The organism is Corallincola platygyrae (assembly GCF_039544265.1).
Lineage (GTDB): Bacteria > Pseudomonadota > Gammaproteobacteria > Enterobacterales > Neiellaceae > Corallincola > Corallincola platygyrae.
This window is the reverse complement of record NZ_BAABLI010000012.1, coordinates 100336-122597: the sequence shown is the minus strand read 5'-3', so window position 1 is coordinate 122597 and position 22262 is coordinate 100336. Positions and strand designations below refer to the sequence as shown.

Annotated in this window: 19 protein-coding genes; 11 read left to right on the top strand and 8 right to left on the bottom strand. The window is 48.0% G+C overall.

The features are described 5' to 3' along the window. The first annotated feature begins 34 nt into the window (after positions 1-34). From gcvP to ABEA14_RS10435, 4 genes are all read left to right on the top strand, one after another. Complete coding sequence (gene gcvP, locus ABEA14_RS10450; protein ID WP_345339935.1) at positions 35-2935, top strand: aminomethyl-transferring glycine dehydrogenase; 2901 nt, start codon at positions 35-37, stop codon at positions 2933-2935. 468 nt (positions 2936-3403) lie between these two features. Then, positions 3404-3649: a hypothetical protein gene (locus tag ABEA14_RS10445; RefSeq protein ID WP_345339934.1), complete on the top strand. Its 246-nt coding sequence runs from the start codon at positions 3404-3406 to the stop codon at positions 3647-3649. A gap of 123 nt (positions 3650-3772) precedes the next feature. Beyond that, positions 3773-4783: a hypothetical protein gene (locus ABEA14_RS10440; RefSeq protein ID WP_345339933.1), complete on the top strand. Its 1011-nt coding sequence runs from the start codon at positions 3773-3775 to the stop codon at positions 4781-4783. 219 nt (positions 4784-5002) lie between these two features. Further along, positions 5003-6547: a P-loop ATPase, Sll1717 family gene (locus ABEA14_RS10435; protein WP_345339932.1), complete on the top strand. Its 1545-nt coding sequence runs from the start codon at positions 5003-5005 to the stop codon at positions 6545-6547. Positions 6548-6729: 182 nt separating this feature from the next. On the opposite strand, the gene ABEA14_RS10430 is transcribed toward ABEA14_RS10435, so the two are convergent. Both ABEA14_RS10430 and ABEA14_RS10425 read right to left on the bottom strand, forming a co-directional pair. Further along, a complete protein-coding gene (locus ABEA14_RS10430; RefSeq protein ID WP_345339931.1) occupies positions 6730-7575 on the bottom strand; it encodes an NERD domain-containing protein in 846 nt (281 codons plus the stop codon). 63 nt (positions 7576-7638) lie between these two features. Then, positions 7639-8133, bottom strand: coding sequence for a hypothetical protein (locus tag ABEA14_RS10425; RefSeq protein WP_345339930.1), 495 nt, complete (start codon positions 8131-8133; stop codon positions 7639-7641). Positions 8134-8447: 314 nt separating this feature from the next. On the opposite strand from ABEA14_RS10425, the gene ABEA14_RS10420 reads away from it, so the two are divergent. From ABEA14_RS10420 to ABEA14_RS10410, 3 genes are all read left to right on the top strand, one after another. After that, positions 8448-9221: a hypothetical protein gene (locus ABEA14_RS10420; RefSeq protein WP_345339929.1), complete on the top strand. Its 774-nt coding sequence runs from the start codon at positions 8448-8450 to the stop codon at positions 9219-9221. A 2-nt stretch (positions 9222-9223) separates the two neighbouring features. Then, positions 9224-9841: a tetratricopeptide repeat protein gene (locus tag ABEA14_RS10415; RefSeq protein WP_345339928.1), complete on the top strand. Its 618-nt coding sequence runs from the start codon at positions 9224-9226 to the stop codon at positions 9839-9841. 71 nt (positions 9842-9912) lie between these two features. Continuing rightward, entirely contained in the window at positions 9913-10086 is a 174-nt protein-coding gene (locus ABEA14_RS10410; RefSeq protein ID WP_345339927.1) for a hypothetical protein, read from the top strand. A gap of 20 nt (positions 10087-10106) precedes the next feature. Here the strand turns inward: ABEA14_RS10410 and ABEA14_RS10405 are convergent, their stop codons facing one another. Next, positions 10107-10496, bottom strand: coding sequence for a DUF6559 family protein (locus ABEA14_RS10405; RefSeq protein WP_345339926.1), 390 nt, complete (start codon positions 10494-10496; stop codon positions 10107-10109). 347 nt (positions 10497-10843) lie between these two features. Between ABEA14_RS10405 and dbpA the strand changes: the two genes are divergently transcribed. Continuing rightward, positions 10844-12232, top strand: a complete 1389-nt coding sequence (dbpA, locus tag ABEA14_RS10400) for an ATP-dependent RNA helicase DbpA (RefSeq protein ID WP_345339925.1) — start codon at positions 10844-10846, stop codon at positions 12230-12232. A gap of 42 nt (positions 12233-12274) precedes the next feature. Here the strand turns inward: dbpA and ABEA14_RS10395 are convergent, their stop codons facing one another. Then, positions 12275-12889, bottom strand: coding sequence for a LysE family transporter (locus ABEA14_RS10395; RefSeq protein WP_345339924.1), 615 nt, complete (start codon positions 12887-12889; stop codon positions 12275-12277). 133 nt (positions 12890-13022) lie between these two features. Here ABEA14_RS10395 and ABEA14_RS10390 point away from each other — a divergent pair, with 133 nt between their 5' ends. Further along, the gene (locus ABEA14_RS10390) at positions 13023-13493 is read left to right on the top strand and encodes an Lrp/AsnC family transcriptional regulator (RefSeq protein ID WP_345339922.1); all 471 of its coding nucleotides are present in this window, start codon (positions 13023-13025) and stop codon (positions 13491-13493) included. Between the two features lie 153 nt (positions 13494-13646). On the opposite strand, the gene ilvD is transcribed toward ABEA14_RS10390, so the two are convergent. From ilvD to ABEA14_RS10375, 3 genes are all read right to left on the bottom strand, one after another. After that, positions 13647-15332 (bottom strand): dihydroxy-acid dehydratase, encoded by a 1686-nt coding sequence (gene ilvD, locus ABEA14_RS10385; protein WP_345339998.1) that lies wholly within the window; start codon positions 15330-15332, stop codon positions 13647-13649. Positions 15333-15547: 215 nt separating this feature from the next. Further along, positions 15548-17449, bottom strand: a complete 1902-nt coding sequence (gene pepF / locus ABEA14_RS10380) for an oligoendopeptidase F (protein ID WP_345339921.1) — start codon at positions 17447-17449, stop codon at positions 15548-15550. Between the two features lie 414 nt (positions 17450-17863). Continuing rightward, the gene (locus ABEA14_RS10375) at positions 17864-20110 is read right to left on the bottom strand and encodes a S46 family peptidase (protein ID WP_345339920.1); all 2247 of its coding nucleotides are present in this window, start codon (positions 20108-20110) and stop codon (positions 17864-17866) included. Between the two features lie 553 nt (positions 20111-20663). Here ABEA14_RS10375 and prfH point away from each other — a divergent pair. Together prfH and ABEA14_RS19350 are read left to right on the top strand one after the other, a co-directional pair. Beyond that, positions 20664-21284, top strand: a complete 621-nt coding sequence (gene prfH / locus ABEA14_RS10370; protein WP_345339919.1) for a peptide chain release factor H — start codon at positions 20664-20666, stop codon at positions 21282-21284. A gap of 160 nt (positions 21285-21444) precedes the next feature. Beyond that, positions 21445-21525 carry an SEC-C metal-binding domain-containing protein gene (locus ABEA14_RS19350; protein ID WP_425557248.1) on the top strand — a complete coding sequence of 27 codons (81 nt, stop codon included), beginning with the start codon at positions 21445-21447 and terminating at the stop codon, positions 21523-21525. 133 nt (positions 21526-21658) lie between these two features. On the opposite strand, the gene ABEA14_RS10365 is transcribed toward ABEA14_RS19350, so the two are convergent. Further along, positions 21659-22261 carry a hypothetical protein gene (locus tag ABEA14_RS10365; RefSeq protein ID WP_345339918.1) on the bottom strand — a complete coding sequence of 201 codons (603 nt, stop codon included), beginning with the start codon at positions 22259-22261 and terminating at the stop codon, positions 21659-21661. Position 22262 lies beyond the last annotated feature (1 nt).

Sequence of the window (22262 nt, the reverse complement as noted above, 5' to 3'; positions counted from 1 at the left end):
CCCTGACGCAGTAAATCAGACAGGTACAGTAAAGATGACCGCACCTTCAAACCGCTCCCTCAGCTCCCTGGAGCAGAAAGATGTTTTTGTTCGACGTCACATCGGCCCAAGCGAACAAGAGATCGCCGCCATGCTGACCGATACAGGCGCCAGTTCATTGGATGATCTGATTGAACAGACCGTGCCTGCCGCCATTCGCCTGCCACAACCGCTGGCCACAGGCGAAAGCCGAACCGAACAGGAAGTACTGGCCTACCTGAAATCTGTTGCTGCCAAAAACACCGTCGCAAAATCCTATATCGGCATGGGTTATTACCCCACGCTGGTACCTAATGTGATCCTGCGAAACATATTAGAAAACCCGGGTTGGTACACCGCATACACGCCATACCAGCCTGAGATCGCCCAGGGCCGCCTTGAATCCCTGCTGAACTTCCAACAGCTGAGCATGGACCTGACCGGCATGGATCTGGCCAGTGCTTCTCTGCTGGATGAAGCCACCGCCGCGGCCGAAGCCATGGCCCTGGCCAAGCGTGTCTCCAAAAACAAAAAAGCCAATCTGTTTTATGTGGCTGACACGGTTCATCCACAAACCATCGACGTGCTGCAAACTCGCGCCGAAGCCTTTGGGTTTGAAGTTGAAGTGGGCCCGGCAACCGTCCTATCTGATGAGAGTATTGCGGGTAAAGATATCTTTGGTGCCCTGTTCCAGTACCCCACCAGCGAAGGCGACATTGTTGATATCCGCGACCAAATCAAAGCGGTACAGGACGCCAAAGGCGTGGCCTGTGTCGCGGCCGATATCATGGCGCTGATGCTGCTGAAATCACCCGGTGAACTGGGTGCCGACGTGGTACTGGGCTCTGCCCAACGCTTTGGTGTGCCTATGGGCTACGGTGGTCCTCACGCGGCTTTCTTTGCTACGCGTGACAAATATAAGCGTGCACTGCCGGGCCGTATTATCGGTGTATCGAAAGACACCAACGGCAAAACCGCCCTGCGTATGGCGATGCAGACCCGCGAGCAGCATATCCGCCGCGAAAAAGCCAATTCCAACATCTGTACCGCCCAGGTATTACTGGCCAATATGGCCGCATTCTATGCCGTCTATCACGGCCCTGAAGGCCTGAAAACCATTGCTCAGCGCATCAACCGCTACACAGATATTCTGGCAGCGGGCCTGAGCAAAAAAGGCATTACGCCGGTAAATGGCCACTGGTTCGATACCCTGACCCTGGCCGTCGATAACAAAGACGAAATCGTCAGCCGCGCCCAAGCAGCGGGCATTAACCTGCGTTTGGATCTGGACGGCAAATTGGGTGTCAGCTTGCACGAAGTAGTGACACGCAGCGACATCGCTCAACTGTGGGACGTACTGCTGGGTGAAGGCCATGCACTCGAAATCGATAACATCGATGCCGAACTGACCGCCGCAGATGCCAGCTCAATTCCTGCCGAACTGCAGCGTGAAACCGCAGTATTGGAGCACCCGGTATTTAACAGCTACCACAGCGAAACCGAGATGCTGCGCTATATCAAGCGCCTGGAGAACAAGGACTTGGCTCTGAACCACTCCATGATCTCCCTCGGCTCCTGCACCATGAAGCTCAACGCCACCGCCGAGATGATCCCGGTGACCTGGCCAGAGTTCGGCGAGCTGCACCCGTTCTGCCCGGCAGAGCAAGCCACTGGCTACAAAACCATGATCGACCAGCTGTCAGACTGGCTAGTGGATATCACAGGTTACGATGCTATCTGCATGCAGCCTAACTCAGGCGCACAGGGTGAATACGCCGGCCTGCTGGCGATCCAGAAGTACCACGAAAGCCGTGGCGAAGGTCACCGTAACGTCTGTCTGATCCCGGCTTCTGCCCATGGTACTAACCCGGCATCGGCACAAATGGTCAGCATGAAAGTAGTCGTGGTTGCCTGTGACAAGCAGGGCAACGTTGATATGGATGATCTGCGTGCCAAAGCCGAAGAGCTGGCCGACAGCCTCTCCTGCATCATGATCACCTACCCATCTACCCACGGTGTATACGAAGACACTATTCAGGAGATCTGCGACGTTGTGCATCAGCACGGCGGTCAGGTGTATCTGGATGGCGCCAACATGAACGCACAGGTAGGCGTTACCTCGCCTGGCTTTATCGGTGCCGACGTATCGCACCTGAACCTGCACAAAACCTTCTGTATTCCACACGGTGGCGGCGGTCCGGGCATGGGGCCAATTGGTGTTAAGAAACACCTGGCACCGTTTGTGGCGGGTCACACCCAGTTCGACTTGGGCAACGAAAACGGCGCAGTATCTGCCGCACCTTTTGGTAGTGCCAGCATCCTGCCTATCTCATGGGTATATATCGCCCTGATGGGCGGCATCGGCCTGAAGAAAGCCACCGAAGTGGCGATCCTCAATGCCAACTACCTGGTCGCCAAACTCAAAGGCCACTTCCCGATCCTCTACACCGGCCAGAATGATCGCGTGGCGCACGAGTGCATTATCGATATGCGCCCACTCAAAGAAGCCACCGGCATCACCGAGATGGACGTCGCCAAGCGCCTGATCGACTACGGCTTCCACGCGCCCACCATGAGCTTCCCGGTAGCGGGTACGTTGATGGTAGAGCCGACAGAGTCTGAATCGAAAGTAGAGTTGGACCGCTTTATCGAAGCCATGCTCTCTATACGCAACGAGATCAGCAAAGTAGAGCAGGGCGACTGGACACTGGAAGACAACCCATTGGTTCACGCCCCGCACACCCAGTACGACGTGATTGAAGCCGACTGGCAGCACAGCTATGACCGCAAAACCGCGGTATACCCAGTAAGCGCTGTCGCCGCCAACAAGTTCTGGCCATCGGTGAACCGCATTGATGATGTCTACGGCGACCGCAACCTGTTCTGCGCTTGTGTACCTATGAGTGAGTATGAGTAGGGTTTAGTTCGTTGAGAACATAAGTCAGCAGCGTTAGGCTGCTGGCATAAAAGCGGTTAGATAGAAGAAGCGAGCATCGCGAAAGTGGTGCTCGCTTTTTTAAAACAGACTGTTCGTGCACCAAAACTTATCAGAGTAACGAACCTTCTACTATATAAACAATTGACCATCAATTATCACGTTATAGCTACTAATGTGTGCTCTCCTAAAGTAGAAATTTTCTGAAACATAGATTTTTGAGTGAAAGCGATTGTTTCAATGACTTCGTGTAGCTTATGAAGATCGCAACTCTTCCCATAATCTTGAGCTAGCTCCGATTTTTATTCTGCTCGACTACCGTATTATTGGTTAGTCTTTTTTAAATCTATTGAGCGCGACGGACATAGGCAACTTCTCCGTTGTAGGGTAGGCTAGATCTTCTAGGTGAACAGAAGCAACTAACTATGTTTATCAAGGGGCGTGAATCTTTTGAAACTTCTAAAAATAGATAGAGCAAATGGTGTAGAAGAGCCAGTCACAACGATATTGCTGGAGTCGGACGACCTTTGTGTTCTAAAACAAAAAGGTTTAGATGAAGCCTCTGCTCTCCTTGGTGGAAAGTCAGATGAAAAAGTGATTTGGATTTCTGGTGCTGTAATGGGCAACAAGAAGCTATCAGAAGCCAAAAACTGGTTTCTCTATATTGATAGAAAAATCGTCTTCCGTATTTATTAGTAAATATGTTAATACTGGGTACTAGCTCGTCTTTTAGTACTTCGAGAAGGAAATCCATGACACATTGAGTCGCTAGCTATTACTTATGATTGTGGCTTAAGAAATTATAGGGATTTAAATATATTGGATAATGAAAACTTAACGCCTGGTCAAAAAGGCTCTTTCACTAGGTTAAGAAACCAGATAAAGGAAGAAGCCAATACGCTATTAGGTGAATTACGTCAGAATAAGCATGAAATATCTGAGTTACATAAATATTTACTTGAGGATGATGACGAAGGTAAATGTTTGAAGTCTCAGCTTCAAGACTCAAAAAATGAAATCTCCGATATTGTTGAGAGAACCGATTCTCTACTTACAGAAATTATAGTCACGCATGAGAGAATACATGAAGCATCAAATGGTTTATTGCCTGAAATAGAGTCAAGTAAGTTTGAAATAGAAGAGATTTTAGAGGAAACCTCAGCATCCAGAAAAAAGTTTAAGGAATCCTATGTCAGGTTGTACGGAGACCAAGATTCTGAAGAAGGATTAGAATCAAAGCTTGAGTCCCTTTTTGAAAAATATGAAGATGACCTAGAAACTCACCAATCAAGGTCTGAAGAGCTGTTGGCACAAATTGAGGGAGCCTTATCTGGTGCTACGAATGTCGAACTGGCTAAAGCGTTTCAAGATCAAAAAAATTCCTATCGCTGGCCTAAAAATATATGGACGTTCGTATTTGTAGCATGTATAGCAATAATGGTTTATCTGGCTAATGATTTAAACGGTAGTGGTGAAGATAAGCTTAACTACACCGTTGAGTTTTTAAAGAGGCTACCGCTATTCGGCCCCTTGATCTGGCTAGCTCTATTTTCTAGTAAGCAACAATCTCAAAGTAAACGGTTACAGGAAGAGTATGCTCACAAGGAAACAATCGCAAAAACATACGTTGGCCACAAACGCCAAATAGAAAAACTAAATGATAGCGAAGCCAAAGAAGAACTAACAACAAAGCTGGCGGCATCAACAATTGAAGCTATAGACTTTAATCCAAGTTCAACTCTAGAAAAACATAATCACAAAGAAGATCTTCCTGCGAGTGAACTTGCTAAATTACTAAAGTCGGCTTTGGACAAAATTGGTACGAAGTGAGTTCATAACTATGCTTTTTAAAACGCTAGCAAATGCACTCCGCATTAAGTCATTTTGTCTAAAGAGTAAAGACTTTTAACTGGAACCACGAATTCCAGATAAATACGAAAAGCAAAGTTAGCTTAAGTTGTTAGGTTGTCACGATATCTTGAGTTTTTCAGCATATTGGCCTAGCTAACTTGAAGATAATCAAGTAAACGAAACAAAGGAATTGGTTAGATGTTATTTGGAAATCTTGCCCGAGGGACCAAGAATAGGAGGCTGTTCTTAGGCGCTCCTGAAGCTGAAGCTGAAGCTTTAGAACAATCCAGAATGAAATTAACTGATGTATATGAAGATTGGCATGATCTATTCAATCAGTTATCTCATGAGAAGTTTATTGTTATCGGGCGAAAAGGCGCAGGGAAAAGCGCCTTCGCCCAGTTTGCATATGCTAAGTCTTTAGGGATGAGTAACCTTTTTGTCGACTTTGTTAAGCAAGACAGAATAAACCTAGAAGAGCTTGTTCAAATTGGTAATGAGAAGGGACATGATTTTGAGAAAGAATCTATTTTTAAGTGGCTAATATATACTCACCTTATCCGTCTTTTTTCTGAGAGTGAAGCCGCGAAGGATAGTAATGATTTTGAACAGTTGAGGCAGTTTTTAAGGAAGAATACTGGGTTTGTGGATATAACTGAAACAGATTTAGTTGAAATAACTCAAAACAAGGGATTTGAAGTTAATGTAGAGCCCTTAAAAAGGTTTTATAGACAAAAGATTAAAAAAGAATTTTCTATAAAATCTCAGAAAGCAGTTTTCTATAAACTCTTGCCTCACTTGGAAGAAGTTATTAAGAGTGTATTAACGTCTAGGTTTGAGTTAGATAATGAAAACTCTTATGTTATATTTTTTGATGACCTTGATGTTGGCTTTGATATAAATAATAGATCTAGCGTAGATAGTATTGTCAGTCTGTTGCGAGTTGCAAAATACATTAATAATGATTTCTTCTCTAAGAATAAGATTAAAGCTAAGGCTGTTATACTTCTTAGAGATGATGTTGAGAAATATGTTGGAGACAAATACCCTGATACTGCAAAGATGATGGCTTCATATGCAGCACCTATTAAATGGTATCAAGATGACTTTCAGAGAGGTGATAATGAAAGTGATCTTAATATCAGAAAGTTTATTGATTTGAGAATTAGAAAAGCATTTGAGAAAGCAGAACTTCCATGTAACCAGTCAGATCCTTGGAAAAGCTTGGTGGATACAACAGACAATTATCAACAGAAATCTTCCTTCAAGTATGTTTTAGATCATACACTTTTTAGGCCAAGAGATCTTCTTTTGTTATTTCTACCTTTAGAATCTGGTGAGTCTTCAGTTCCATTAAGTAAGCAACAGGTAAACGATTTTATAGGAACTTATGCTAGTCAGCTAGTTAAAGAGTTTCGTAGCGAGATATCATCTTTTTACTCGGACAAAGAAGTTTCTAAAATATTCAAGGTGCTTAGAAAAATTCACAATGACATTGATTGTAATTATGAGTGTGCTATCAAGTATATGAATGATGCAGAGTTCGAAGGAAAAGATTCTTCTGATGTTTTGGAGGATCTTTTTGAGCGTTCAATTATTGGTAGCAAGTATTCAAGTAGCAACTTTAAATTTAAATACAGAGAGCCATTGGATGGGTCTGAAATATACAGCTTAGATCCAGATGCGGATATAGTTATGCATTATGGTTTTAGAGCGTATTTTAACAATCAAAGGAGAAACTAAGATATATGTTAGCACTGCTTTTTCTTAGTTACTTTGATTCTCCTTTTACTTATTCTTAAATAGGTATAAGTTTTCAAACTGGCAAATAGGAATTTGTAAAGGCGGATTATGGCTAAGTGGGAGCTTAGATATGCTAGTTCCTGTTTGGTTATTAGGCAGCAGCCGCAGCAGGCTGCTGACCGTTAAATCGGATTTTCCACAGCCCTACACTTCGGAAACGCCGAACATCCCCAAAACTCATTACCTGCATTTGCACCGCGTTTTGCTTTTCTAAGCACCATGGCTGAGCCGCAGCGCGGACACTGTTTCTCTGGTTTTTTACTTTCGCGGTTTTTCAGGTGTTTCACATGTTGGCGGTCGGTTTTGAATGACGGGGTTAACCGTCCAGCCTGTATCTGCGCTACTAATCTCTGAGCTTCTTCCTCAGTAAACACCGTCTGGGTAAACGATTTTATATAGCGGATAAAGCCAGCGTTTTGAGTGACATTGGCAGGCATATCTGTCTTTAAGGTGCAGTCACCAACAAAGGCAATCACGGAATGTATGGTATCCGCCGGGATGTTGAGCGCGGCTTCAATCGTCTTAACGTGTTTATAGTTCTGGCGTAGCGGGTTCTGGAACTTAAAGCTTTGGCGGTAGATCTTCTGAGTCCAGGTTGCCTGCTTTTCACTACCAAAAATCCACCCCCGCATATTCTTGGTTTCAACCACAAAGATTCCAAACCGCGATACAAAGATATGGTCAATCTGGGTAGTGCCTTCTTCCTCGCTATCACTCTCGTTCCCGCCGGTCGAGCTCTTTCCGTTAGCGCGAGTCGAAGCAGGGCTGGCCTTACAAGGCATGGTCACGTTGTGGATAGGAATATAGGTTTCTTTCGGTAGCTGCAGTCTTGCCGCCAGCTTCACAATCGCTTCACCTATCATCCCCTTAAACCATGGCGATTTAACAATGGCTGCAAATAAAAACAGCGGTATCAACCACCAAAAGGTCTTTGCAGCATCAAGCACAACAGCCGTCATATCTGGCATGTCAAACTACCTCTTTGCCTTGGCGGGATAGGTTGCTTTGAATTCTGTGGTTATCCAGATCCTTCACTTAGTTAACTCCCTGTATTGTTGGCACACCTCGTCGCGCTTCTGGTGTAACTCTCGGTTCTTGCTGTTGAGCGCTTGTGCCACCAGCACGTTGCACTCCTCTTTAAGCTTCTGAGCATCGCTCTTTTCGTTGGCGAAGCTGATTTGCGCGACCTTGGGGTTAAATTGGGTGGCGGCATTGCAGTACATGTTTTTGATCTGCTTACCATGGTTAAGCTCGGTGTAGTGGCTGTTCAGGTATTGGCAGGCTTCCATAAAGTAGTTGGCAGCCTGTTGTCTGCATTGGTAGTAAGCAAGGGAGTTGGAGAGGTGTTGCTGGCAAACGGATTTGTCGCGAATGCGCCAAAGCTGATGGGTGAAAACGATCTTCTCACCGTTGTGTTCGACCACTTCAGTTTTCAGCACCGCATCAGCTGACTGAGTATATTGGTCGACAATCAGGTCCTGAATCGAACCCAGAATAGACGTGATTAACAATCCCTCGATTAACATCAACACATCCTTGTTACTGCCACTCACCCAACGATACGAAGCAGAACCATTCAACACAATAGACTTAGATCATAAGTGTTGGACTTATCTCAATTATTTTATTGAATGCTAAGGTTTGCCTGTTTCCTATGGGTGGTTTTTAAAGGGATAAAGTAGGCTGAGCTTAATTATTGGGATTGAGGGCTGCGAGATTGACTTACAAGTTGTGAGGACACTATGATTTCAACTCTGTTTTACGCAGCCTACCGGCATGCGTAAGAAGCAAATGGACTGCTTCTATCTTCTGTGATTTCTAATCAACAAGGATGTAAATAATGAGATTCACTGTCCTGACCCACAAAGGCCCATACAACTTTTCTTCTGATTACATCAATCATATGTACCCAGTCGACTCCATGTACAAGGCCTGTAAGCAAATAGAAAAAGAACCTAAGTTTTCTGATATTTCTGACACACCTGTTAAACCAACTTCGTTAGCAGGACCATTGGAGAAATTGCCTAATGATCTGAATGGCGTCAAAAGAAAGCAGAGTCTTCTATCGGAACTGGATCGTACCCTTAACATTAGAAATGCTAGAGCGGCTGACCGCCTTTATTGGAAGGGGCAGAGCAGTATCCCTCGCTCAGCGACTAGAGCGCTTGCGCCTATTGTTCCTTCTGATTCATTGAACAAAAGAACAACCACAACCGCTGGTTTGGCGATGGCGGTTGGCGTCGTCGTGCAATACGCCAGGGCTGTTGTGCTTTTTGAAATCATAAAAAAAGAAGCGGAAAAAATTGCGCGTAAAGCAAAAGACAAGTATCAAGACTCAGCTGGTTGTGTTCTTAGTATTAATATTAAGTATCTGAAAGTGAAAAGAGATTATGGTCGAGCACCTAACCTTTTCTCTATCACAGTAGATAAGGGTTTGTCTGCAGTTTCCTCAATAGAGTTTAACTCGATTAAGTACATTCAGAACAAAGTATCAAATATTTGCAAGCCTGCATTATCCCCTGAGCCTGAATTGCAGGTGAAGGTTGACCCTGAAGAATCGGTAGACCATGGCAAATATGGATATGCGATTTTATATCTAAAGTGTGAGTGGTAAGAATGAATAAATGCATTGTATTCACCTCAATCCTTATTTTGTTGTTTGGCGCAGGGTGTTCGGACTCCAGCACACCGAATAGAGACTTCTCTTTTGAGGTGCAGAGCCTGGATTTAGACTCTCAGGATCCTAGTGTCTATGAAAGTGAAGTGGCCAAGCTAAAAAAACTAGCCGATAGCGACAACCCCATTGCGCAATACCGCTATGCAGATGTATTGCTTCATAAAGGCTCGGTTGGAGATGCTATTCCCTATTTACAACGTTCAATTGCGCTTGGCGAACAACATTCTGCCGAGTTATTGGGCATTTTGTATGTCAGAAACGATAACAAGAAAGATGATCTGGAAGGCTTCGAGTTGCTTACTCAAGCAGCAGAGTCTGGCCTTGGTACTGCGCAGCTTTACTTGGGGTTCTGCTTTACTTCAGATGAGTGCAAGTTGCCTCAAAATGCAGAGCTATCCTACTACTGGCTGAGCAAAGCCAAGGATAATGGGGCTGCCGAAGCCAACCTCTTTATTGATGATGTTTCAGAGCAAATTCCTGATACGGCGCTTGCAATGCAGCGATATGACGAGAACGTAAAGAAAGTCATCTGCGAGATAGATAGCAGCAAGTGCTAGGGCTGTTTCAGCTCGGCGCAGAATGTACAGTGATATCTTGATTATCATGCTTTTGCAGTTGAGAGAGCCATATGAACCGGTCAGTGGAACAGCGAGAAAATGGTCTAAACCGTCTTCGTCACAAAGCCGAAGAGATGCGAAAAAACCTGAAGGTGCCAGCTACCGATGAAGATGAGCCAACCGGTTTATTGTCTGGTGGGCCAGAGCACCTAGACATCGACAACGAGAGAGAAGAAAACGCCTAAGTTGCATTAGCCTATGGCTGTTACAACTCTCCCGAACCATGATCCTCGCCGTGGTGTTCATTCGAGGGGCCAAGGTTGGACTGAACGGCCTGTTCCAGCGAGCTCGTATCAAACTGGCGCTGTTGACCAAAGACCACTTCAGAAATATCACACCTCATAGACTTGTAGCTGATATCAACACCCGCAGCGCTACAGGCTCTTGAGCTTAGTTGTGGGGAGCAGTACATAGCGTATGCGTAGCAGTCATTTATTGACATATTCTTGGCGGATCTAATGAACTTCTTCCGTTTAAGGCTGCGCTCCACCTCAAGCTTCGAATAGTATCTTTTTTTGCCGTACTGACGTCTTAGATCTTTTAATAATCTCGTGAGTTGCCTGATCTTCCATTTCCTAAAAAACCGCTTAAGCATCGTAATCTTCCTTGTTTTGCCTTATCTAGAATATCTAAAAGCAGAGCGACTATAAAAGTTAGGTTTTTTGTTCAATTTCTGATGCAATTATTTGCATCTTGTCAGTGTTGATCAACCTGCCTGTGCTCGATTGAAGTGCTAGCCCCTCGGGTAACGAATCGCCCGTTCTTGAATGCTTGTAGGCGGAGGGGATTGATATAGAAACCTTGAGCATCGAGTGCTATTTGGCCGCTAGAGTCAGATAGCGTAACTAATTGCATGAGCAACCCCCAGTTTTGATACACTTGTACTGCCTGAATAAGGCAGCATCCCTTCGATAGCGTGTATCCCCAAGCAGAGTGACCACTTTGAGCAACAGTAACTTTACCCAGCTAAACCTAAAACCGGCCTTGACCAATAACCTTGAATCTTTGGGTTATCGCTCGATGACGCCGATTCAAGCGCAGAGTTTGCCGCCGATAATTGACGGCAAGGATGTCATTGCGCAGGCCAAAACGGGTTCTGGTAAAACGGCGGCATTTGCCTTGGGTGTGTTGCAGCGGCTCAACGTCAAACGCTTTCGCGTTCAGTCCCTTATTCTTTGTCCGACAAGGGAACTGGCAGACCAGGTCGCAAAAGAGGTGCGCCGGTTAGCGCGCCAAATTCACAATATCAAAGTGCTGACCTTATGTGGCGGTGTGCCCATGGGGCCACAAATTGGCTCGCTAGAGCATGGCGCGCATATCATTGTGGGAACGCCGGGCAGGGTGCATGACCATTTATCAAAAGGCCGCCTCGACCTCAGCGAACTCAACATGCTGGTGCTCGATGAAGCTGACCGAATGCTGGAAATGGGCTTTCAAGACGCCATCGACGATATCATTGAGCACGCGCCTAAAACGCGCCAGTCGTTGCTGTTCAGCGCGACGTTTCCGCCAAAGATTAAGTCCATTGCTGAACGGGTGATGAGCAATCCGACCATGGTGAAAGTGGAAGCCACCCACGATAGCAGCAGTATCGATCAGCGTTTCTACAAAGTGACCGATGCTGAAAGCCGCTACCAGGCACTGCGCCAACTGTTGCTAAGCTACCAACCTGAGTCGACCGTGGTGTTCTGTAACACCAAAAAAGAAACCCAAGACGTCGCGGATTTCCTCTCCAACGAAGGTTTTAGTGCCGCGGCACTGCACGGCGACTTAGAGCAGAAACAACGTGATAAAACCCTGGTCCGCTTCAGCAACAAAAGTACATCAGTGTTAGTGGCCACAGACGTTGCCGCGCGCGGTTTGGATATCGACTCACTTGATGCGGTGGTCAATTACCATGTCGCCCATGATCCCGAAGTGCATGTCCATCGCGTTGGGCGCACGGGCAGAGCGGGCAGCAAGGGGTTGGCATTAACGCTGTTTAATGACAACGAAGGCTACAAACTGGCCATGGTTGAGGAGTACATCAAGACCAGTACCGACCCACAACCTTTGCCAAGTGATGCGTCGGTATTCCAGCCGCCGATGCAACCACCCATGGTGACCTTGTGTATTGATGGCGGTAAAAAACAGAAGATCCGCCCCGGTGACATTGTTGGCGCATTAACTGGCGATAAAGGCATCGATGGTAACGCCATTGGTAAAATCAACGTGTTTACCTTTGTTGCTTACGTGGCGGTGAAACGCTCGGTTGCTAAAGCCGCCTTTGCAAAACTGACAAACGGCAAGCTCAAGGGAAAACAGTTCCGGGTTTGGCGGGAACGAAGCTAGCGCAGCGAAACGCGGGCACAGCTCTATCCTTGCTTGGCTGCGCTAAGCCGCAGCCATCACACCCGCTACGCCCACGTACATGCCGCCAAATAGTCTGTTTTGGATACGCTGAAGGGGTTCATTGTTGAGTAAGTTCGACAAACCAGACCCCAAATAGGCGTAGGCCAATAGCACGAAGAAATCTACCGTCACGACGGTGCTGCCCAGAACAAGATACTGAGAGATGATCTTCCCGCTCTGGTGATCAATAAACTGAGGGAAGAAGGCGACTAAAAACACCGTCACCTTTGGGTTGCTCAGATTAATGAACAAAGCACTCACAGCCTGCTTGTGGGCAGACAATTCAACGGTTTTGTTCAATGCATGCGGTACGGGCTTTTCTGTAAATTTCTGATAGCCCAACCAGATCAGGTAACCCACACCTAACCATTTGATGACCTCAAAAGTCACGGCAGATGCGGCCAGTATCGCGCCTAACCCAATACCCACGACAGTGACCTGGATGATGTATCCGAGTTGAAGGCCAAGAATAAAAGGCAGCGTGTTTCTCAGGCCATAGCGTATGCCATGACTCATGGTTGTTATCGCGCCTGCACCGGGAGAAACCGAGATAAGCAGGGATGCGCCCAGGAATGTTAACCACAGTTGAAAGTCCACAATGCTTCCTCACACAAACGTTTTAGCATGCAGAAATGATAGAGATTCACGGTGAAATAACTTTGCTGTTTTTAGTTGATGTGGGGATTTTTGGGTAATATTCTTTCATCAAGCCAGCTACTGGAGAAATAAATTGCCTGAACATAGTCTTGATAACACTGATTTCACCATTTTGGATGAGTTGCAGAAAGACGGCAAAATCTCCAATGCCAAGCTCGCCTCTCAATTGGCGATGAGCGAATCGCCTTGCTGGCGTCGTTTAAAAAAGCTTGAAGATGAGGGGTTCATTGAGGGCTATCACGCTAAGTTGAACCGAAGGAAAGTGGGATATGGCGTACTTTCTTTTGTCACTATGACGTGCGCGCTACATGACGAGAAGACCAAAGCCGAGTTTGAGGCCTTGGTGAAGCAATCTGAGAATATTCAGTCTTGTCATAATACGGCCGGTAACACCGACTTTGTCATGCAAGTTGTAGCAAGAGACCTGGATGACTACAGCCACTTCGTCGACAGTGTCCTGAGAAAGCTCCCTGGCGTGGTCAGCGTTCAGTCTAACCTGTCGTTACGTGAGCTGAAATCATCTACCCGATTGCCAATTAAGTAAGCCTTGGGCGCAAAGTTGTAGGGCGAATAGTTGTTAGGAGCATAATTGTTAGGCGAGTAATTGTTAGGCGCAGCGTTTTAAGTATCACGACTGATGATCAGAAGCGTATTCCTGATATTAGTGATCTGATTAGTCGCCAAACAATGTTCGCTCTTACTCATCCTCAAACTGATCGGTCAGTGCCCCCAGAGAAGCAGATGTAACCGTATGGGCAAACTTCGCCAGTATGCCGCGGGTATAACGGGGCGCAGGTTTCTGCCATTTTGCACGCCGTTGAGCGAGTTCTTCCTCACTTAGATCTACCGTGATGGTATTGGCGATAGCGTCGATGGTAATGCCATCGCCATCTTCGACTAATGCGATTGGGCCGCCCTCTGCTGCCTCTGGGGTGACATGGCCAACAACAAAACCGTGGCTGCCACCGGAGAAACGACCGTCAGTGATTAACGCGACTTGGTCGCCCAACCCTTTGCCCATAATCGCTGAAGTTGGGCTGAGCATCTCACGCATGCCGGGCCCACCTTTGGGGCCTTCGTAACGGATCACCAAGACGTCACCGGCCACGACTGTGCCGTCGAGTATGCGTGCCTGCGCTTCTTCCTCGGAATGAAACACCCGTGCGCTGCCTGAGAATTTGGTGCCCTCTTTGCCGGTGATTTTGGCAACCGCACCTGTAGGGGCCAAATTGCCAAACAACACACGCAGGTGGCTGTCGGCCTTAATCGGGTTATCAAAGTCGCGGATAATATCCTGGCCGTCAGGGTAGTCTGCTACGTCAGCAAGGTTTTCGGCAAGCGTGCGGCCGGTGACGGTTAGACAGTCGCCATGCAGCAGGCCTTTATCGAGCAGGCGCTTCATCAACGGTTGAATACCGCCGATAGCCACCAGTTCTGACATCATATATTTGCCACTGGGGCGCAAATCAGCGAGTACCGGCACCCGTTCGCCAATGCGCGTAAAGTCTTCAAGGCTAAGCTTGACGCCTGCGGTATTGGCCATCGCCAGCAGGTGCAACACCGCGTTGGTGGAGCCGCCCAGAGTAATCACTATGGTGATGGCATTTTCAAACGCCTTGAAGGTCATGATGTCACGGGGTGTGATGTTCTGTTTTAGCAATTCCACCACGGCTGCACCAGCTTGGCGGCAGTCTTCTTTCTTGCTTTCAGAGGTGGCATTTTGTGCTGAGCTACCGGGCAGACTCATGCCCAGCGCTTCAATGGCTGAGGCCATGGTATTGGCGGTATACATGCCGCCACAGGAGCCGGGGCCGGGGATCGCCTCTTCTTCTACTTGTTTCACATCGATCAGTGACATGCTGCCTTTGGCATGGGCACCGACGGCTTCAAACACCGAAATGATATCGGTGTGATTGGCGCCGGGCATAATGGTACCACCATAGACAAACACCGAGGGCCGATTCATGCGGGCCATTGCCATGACACAGCCGGGCATATTTTTGTCGCAGCCGCCGATCGCCACATAACCATCAAAGCCTTCGCAGCCAACAACAGTTTCGATAGAGTCGGCGATCACCTCCCGCGAGACCAGCGAGTACTTCATGCCTTCGGTACCGTTGGCGATGCCATCAGAGATGGTAATGGTATTGAAGATTACGCTCTTGCCGCCAGCAGCGTCGGCACCTTTGCCTGCTTCTTCGGCCAGCGTGTTGATATGCATATTGCAGGGCGTGACCATGCTCCAGGTGGAAGCAATCCCCACTTGCGGCTTTTTGAAATCCTCGTCCTCAAAACCGACCGCGCGTAACATGGCGCGACTGGGAGCTTTGCCGACACCATCAACAACCATGCTTGAATGCTTACGACCTTTATCTGTCACGATCTGATCCTCTTCTCTACTGGTAGCCACGTTCTCCAGCTTGATGGCGAACACGCGTCTAGTTGTTCAAGGATAGCAGTAGGTGAATTGCACATAACGATAAGGATGGGCCAACTGGTTAGTGCTCTCTAAACGAAAAAACCGCAGGCGATACCTCGCACTGCGGTTTATGTTTGCGAAAATTTAAGGCGGTTACTCGCTTCGTTTATCCGCTTTTCTTATCCATCTTTTTTATCAAGAATGGCTTCGATCTTATCCATCACAGATTCCATACGGTCGATGACTGCGTTGTACGGCACCGGGCTGGTCATATCCAGGCCTGCGTCTTTTAAGATCTCAACTGGATAGTTGTTACCACCGGCCTTCAGGAAGTCGAGGTAGTTTTCACGCGCTTCGTCGCCGCCTGTTTTCAGCTGGTCCACAAAGTAGGCTGCACCGGCAATGGAAGTGGCGTACTGATAAACGTAGAAGTTGTAGTAGAAATGCGGGATGTAAGCCCACTCAATCATTTCACGCTCGGTGATATTCATGACCCCTTGTTCATGGCCGTGATACCTTTTCAGGATCTCGCCATAGATCTCAGTCATACGTGCGCCTGTCAGCGCTTCACCACGTTCAACGGTTTCATGGATCGCCAGCTCAAACTCAGAGAACATCACCTGACGGAAGAAAGTACCGCGCATTTGCTCGAGGGCATAACCCAGGTAGAACAGACGTTCTTCTTCGCTCTTCGCGTTTTCTAACATGTGCTCCTGCAGGATGATCTCCTTGGCGATGGCAGCGATCTCAGTGGTAAAGATAGAGAAGTTAGAAAGCTCAAACGGTTGGTTTTCGTTGGTTAATACCTTGTGCATCGCATGGCCCCATTCATGGGCATAGGTAGAGGCACTGTTGTAGTCGTCCTGATGGTTTAGCAGGATCAGCGGGTGTACATCGTATGCGGCACCTGACATATACGCCCCTGAGCGCTTGCCCGGTTGCGGGTACACATGCATCCAACGGTCAACCGACGCTTTAGCGAACTTGTCGCGATATTCCGGGCCCATGATTTCGATGGACTCCAGCATGTATTCCCGTGTTTTATCGATAGGGAAGGTGAGGTCTGTTTTCACAAGATCCGGGTAGATGTCGTGGTAGCCCAGATCTTTAATGTCGAGCATGCGTGCGCGTAGTTTAAAGTAACGGTGCAGTACGCCGATTCGGTCGTTGGTGACCTTAACTAGGGTGCGATAAACCTCTTCCGGAATGTTATCGCCAGCCAAAAAGTACTGCAGGGTATTGTCGTATTTACGTGCTGTGGCGGTGGCAACATTGGCCTGTACTTCGCCATTTAATGTCGCGCCGAAGGTGCTTTCAAAATCTTTGTATCGGCCCCAGAACGCATCAAATACAGCAGCGCGATCTTCTCGTGCGGGTGCTGCACGGTGCAGCGCGTAACCGGCATTGGTCAGATGGGCTTTTGTGCCATCACTCAGGGTGATGGTTGGCCATTCGATTTCGGCATTGGCCAGAATATCCCGGGCATTTTGCGATGCAGATAGCGCGGTGCCCATCAAAGAGATCGCCTTTTCTGTTTCAGGTGACAATACGTGTTTGCCTTTGCGCAAGGTGTCGCGTAGTGACAAAGCGTGTTTGGCAAGGCCTGGTTCGCTCTTGATAAAGGCTTCGATTTTCTCTTCACCCAGAGCAACAAGCTCAGGATCCATAAAACTGGTGCTGGCGCTTACCGCTTGCCACAAGGCTTGTAGTCGGCCAACCATCTCCTGCCCTTTGGCATCACCGAGGTTGGTATTACGAATATTGGATGCGTAAGTCCACACACGCATCAGCTCTTTGTTGTAGACCGATTGAGCATCCAACGCTTTGAGTAAGGTTTTGGCACTCTCACCTAACTTGCCCTGGTACTGTTTGAGGCTATCAACCTCGCCACGCAGGCGTTCAACTTCTGCTTCCCAATCTTTTTGGGTTGCATAGAAGTCGGTGAGATCCCAAACGTACTGTTCGCTAACCGCTTTGACAGGCGCTTCTGCTGCCTTTGCTGCTGTTGAAGCCGCCATCAGCGCGAAAGCACTGGCACAAGCGACAGCCAACTGTTTTAACTTTCTGTTTTTTATAATCATTGTGTTCCCTGGATTTATTTGTGGGGGTAAGCCCCGATAGAATTGGTCAAATTCTAAATTGCGAAACAGCCAAACTGACTACTATCCCCATTCGATACTTCTATTTTAAAAACAAAAGCATAGGCATTCAGTTGGCGAGCAATAACAACCGTTAATAGTTGAATAGTTCTTATTCGCTCGTTCACAATTTCATAACATACTAGATAGAGGCCATAACCGCCGCAATCTGTTGGGGGGAATCAATCGTGACGAAATGTAAATAACCGCACGGATGGATACCCAAGCATCGCTACGGCCGCTTTAGTGGCGTGGATCAGTTTGGGGTAATTGAGAGGAGGGTTAGGTAATAGGGCTTCAGGAGTATGAATACCGCCCCTGAATTAGGAGCGGTATTTTTGGTTGCATTGCGTTGGATTACTCGACCAGCGTCATCTCTTCCAGCAGATAGTCAGCATTGTCCACCTCTTCCATCAGCCAAAGCACGTAGCGGATATCTACGTGGATGGCGCGGGTGATCTTGCCGTTGAAGTACCAGTCTTTGGTGATCGACTCATAGGTAGAGTCAAAGTTAAGTCCCACCAATTCGCCTTTGCCGTTCATCACAGGCGAACCCGAGTTACCGCCTGTGGTATCCGCGCTGCTTAGGAAGTTAACCGGCACTGAGTCGACTTCCAGGGGTCGTGCTGCTTGTGGCTCACAACCAAAGCTGAACAGACTGCAGGTGATAGCTGCCTGGCCAAGGTCGTCGCGATAGTAATCACCGAACGTTTTGTTCTGGTGCGCCATCAGCACCTTGTCGGTGGCAATAAACGGCTTTTCGCCTGTGTGCTTGGCAACCAGACCACGCAGAGAGGTAAATGGCGTTTTGTATACGCCATCGGCTGCAGGGTAACCATCTACCTGGGCGTAGCTAACACGCAAGGTGCTATTGGCATCGGGGTAAACCGGCTTGCCTTTCGCTGTGTTGAAAGCGATCACCGCCTGCATATATTGTGGGCGGACTTCAGCCAGGCGACCAGCCATCTCTTTTTCATCTGATTCTTGCGCCATATTGGCATCAAACAGGGCGACGGCCAGTTTAATAAACGGGTCGTTTGAGGCCTCGAACGCTTTGGCTGACTTACCGATCCAGCTAACACGGGCTTGTGCATCCGCCAGCTGAGTATTGGCATAGAAATCAGCAACGATGGCTTTGAGCTCTTCGTCAGTGGTTGTGGCAGAAATGCCCAGAGCTTTGTTCAGTGCAGGTACCTGAGCGGCAGCAGCTTGCTCAAGGTATTTGCCGAGGTAGCTTAACCACAGCGCCTGATCGACTTCAGGGGTAAACTTCTTCTGCAAGCGTTCCAGACGTGCCTTGAACATCGGCAGGTCACGCTCTTGATAACCCATCACACGGTCAGCGTTGGGCTTTTCATTCTCTTTGGCCAGGCGATACAAGCGGATCGCGGTATCCAGCAGATCAGCGCGGGTGGCGTAGTTGTAGTAGAAGTGTTTTTGTTGTTGCGCATGAGCTTCCACCAGCAATGCTTTCAGTGCCTGATACGCATCAGCATAAGCTTTGCGGTCGTCACTTTGTGCAAACCAATCAAGGTAGGCTTGTTCCTGCGCCGCTTTGATGCTCGGGATATCTGTGACCTTAAAGCCATCCTGCAATCCCTGAAGCTTCTTCAGGCGGTTGTTGGTGCTTTTCACGCGTGACGCATATTTCACTTGCGCAGCTTCGTTGCCTTCGCTTGCCGCAGCGATAGTGTCCAGCGTCATGTAGTAGGTGTTAAGCAGGGTGGGGTAGTACCAATCTGCTGCAAAGTTTACCTCATCCGCTAACTTGTAACGGCTGGTGCGGCCGGGGTAACCGGCAACAAGTACACCGTCGCCCAGGCGAACACCGCGCTTGTTTACTTTAAGAAAAGACGCTGGCTCATACGGCACGTTGTCTTCGCTGTATTCTGCAGGCTTACCATCTTTACCTACATAGCCGCGAACAAAGGTGAAATCAGCGGTATGACGGGGATATTCGAAGTTATCGATATCGCCACCAAAGTTACCCAAGGCTTCTGCCGGTGCATAGACCAGACGCACATCTTTAATCATCAACTGCTTGATCAGGAAGTACTCTAAGCCGTGATGAAATGCGCGTACTGAGCAGCGGTAGTTAGGGTCCGACTCACACTCGCTGATTAGGGCTTTGCGGTTGGCCTGAATCGCCTCGTAGCGCGCTTTACCGTGCAGGTCGGCAGGCAGATCGCCAATCACCTGTTTGGTGACATCATCTACTTGCTCAGTGATGTACAGGCGTTCTTGTGGACCCGCTGGCAGTTCTTCGGCCATGGAGCCCGCCAGAAAACCTTTGTCGATCAGTTTGTTCTCTGGGGTACTGTTGTTTTGAATCGCACCGTATGCACAGTGATGATTCGTCACCACCAGGCCTTTAGGTGATACAAAAGAGGCGGAGCAGTAGCCCAAACCCACTACGGCATTGAGTGGATACTGATTCAAGTCGGCGACCTGGGCTGCTGGTAGTTCAATACCCACGCGGTCAAATTCTGCTTGTAGTTGCTTCAGCTGATGTGGCTGCCATTGGCCCTCATCGGCCAGCGACGGACCTGCCACTGAGACCCCGGCAATCGCCAGCGCAGCGGCTACGAGTTGTTTTTTGTTCATCTTGATCCTGGAGAGTCTGTCGCGGTCGAATTCGCCGCGTTATTAGAATTTTGCGCGGGCTATTTAACCATATTTAGGTAGAGGTTGAGAGGCATAGAGTGTGTAAGGTTTGCATAATATTGGCGCCTTCACTTTACACTTTAGCTAGATACACCTTATGCGGATACGCATTCGCTAGGTAGGCTATTGCTTGATACCGCTCATCGCTATATTATGCCGCTCGTTTTTTCATCAAAAAATTTTTGATGAACCGCTTTTTCAATCGGTTTTTCCAACATCTTTTTCAACAAACTGCAGAGGAGATATGCCATGCGACAACCTTCAGCATCCTTTGCAGGTCTAGCCCGATAATCGGTAGCCAATAATAAATTCAGGCTGCCTCAGCCTATCGGTCTACCGACCTGCCAATTCGATCTTGTTAAGAATCCTGATTTATAGGAATTGGTGTTATGGGCAAATTCGTCCAAATTTTTTCACGACAACGTTTTTCGCGACAACGTTTTTCACGGATAAAACCGGCGCATCTCTGCAAGGCTGACGGAGGTTGTGAGTAATGCTGTTACTACAACATTCTGCCGGACAGGGGCCGGATGAGTGTGCCAGAGCGGTGGCTATGGCGGTACGCAAACTAGAAAAGTCGTGCCAGCAGGCTGGGGTGACTTTGAAGCCTCTGGAACTGCTGACCGGCGACAAACCCGACACATTTAAGTCTGCGTTGTTCCAGCTCAGTGGTTCAGGCGCTGAGCAGATAGCTGAATACTGGCAGGGGGTGATGCAGTGGAGCTGTGTCAGTCCATTTCGTCCCAGGCATAAGCGCAAAAACTGGTTTTTCAGTGGTTGTGTGTATGAGCTAGAAGAGAACAACGATAGCGATATGGACAAAAATGCTGTTCGTTACCAAACCTGCAGAGCCTCCGGGGCCGGTGGTCAGCATGTAAACACGGCTGACTCGGCAGTGCAGGCGACACATATTGCGACCGGCATTTCGGTTAGAGTAGAAAGCGAGCGCAGCCAACATGCTAACAAGCGGCTGGCAAGAATACTGTTGCAGCACAAGCTGGCGAAACAACAGGAACTGCAGACATCGGCGCAGGCCAGGCAACGCTGGTTGCAGCACTGGGAATTGGAAAGAGGTAACCCGGTGCGGGTCTTTAAAGGCAACGACTTTCGATAAATGTTCGCGGCAAGCCTTCAGCCGTTTTTAGGAAGGCATTTTGAGATGAAAAGGAGACTCACTATGAAAACGCAATTTGATAACCAGATTAGCTTTCGAGGTCACCAGTAAGCGTCGCAAAGGTTACCCCTCCGAAACCCAGGTTAAGCGAGGAGACCGAGTGGTGCACGGCGACAAAGAACTGATAGAGAAACTTGGCCGAAATGACCCATGCCCGTGTGGCTCCGGGAGGTTATTTTAAGAGGTGCTGTATGAAGTCAGGCTGCTTTTGACGGTAGTAATAAGCACTACTATTGGCGTTGATTTTTTAGAGCCGGAACGAAAAAAGCGAACCGTATGGTTCGCTTTTTTATGTTCAGTGCTTGCCTAGCAAGCTAGTCAGCGTAGAGATGAGGGTAAAGTCTTTGCTGCTCTGCTAACCACTCAGCCTTGAGGTTAGCAATTTCTAACTGCACACGCGCAACAGTGAGCGGTTGTTGGTCTGCTACTTGTTTATCAAACCAAGCCATCACCTCGTCTCTAAGGCTACCCATATTGTCTATACAAAAGTCAGGATCTATAACCCAAACATTGCGGCCAGCCAGTGCTGGTGACGAGTATTGCAGGCAGAGCGTGTAACCCTTGCTGGTAAGGTAGGCAGGTAAAGCAAAACCATAGGCAATTCTTGAAGCTATCAACGCCACGGCAAAGAACACAATGATTGGCATACTCTTTTGAATAACCATATTGCTCAGTTTATTGAGCAGACAGAGTAAGCACCACCAAATCACTACAAGTGTTGCTGGGATTCCTATTAGTAAAGGTATATCCCACGGGGTTACCGACACATAGGGGTGTCCTTGCTGCAAACGAGAGTAATTTTCGATAAAAAGAGACGGAAGCAAATTCAGAACACCGGCAACAATTCCACAAAGTACGAGAAGAGATATGAGCACCCGAAGCTTTTGGGATGGACTATGATGAATTGCTCTCGGCATG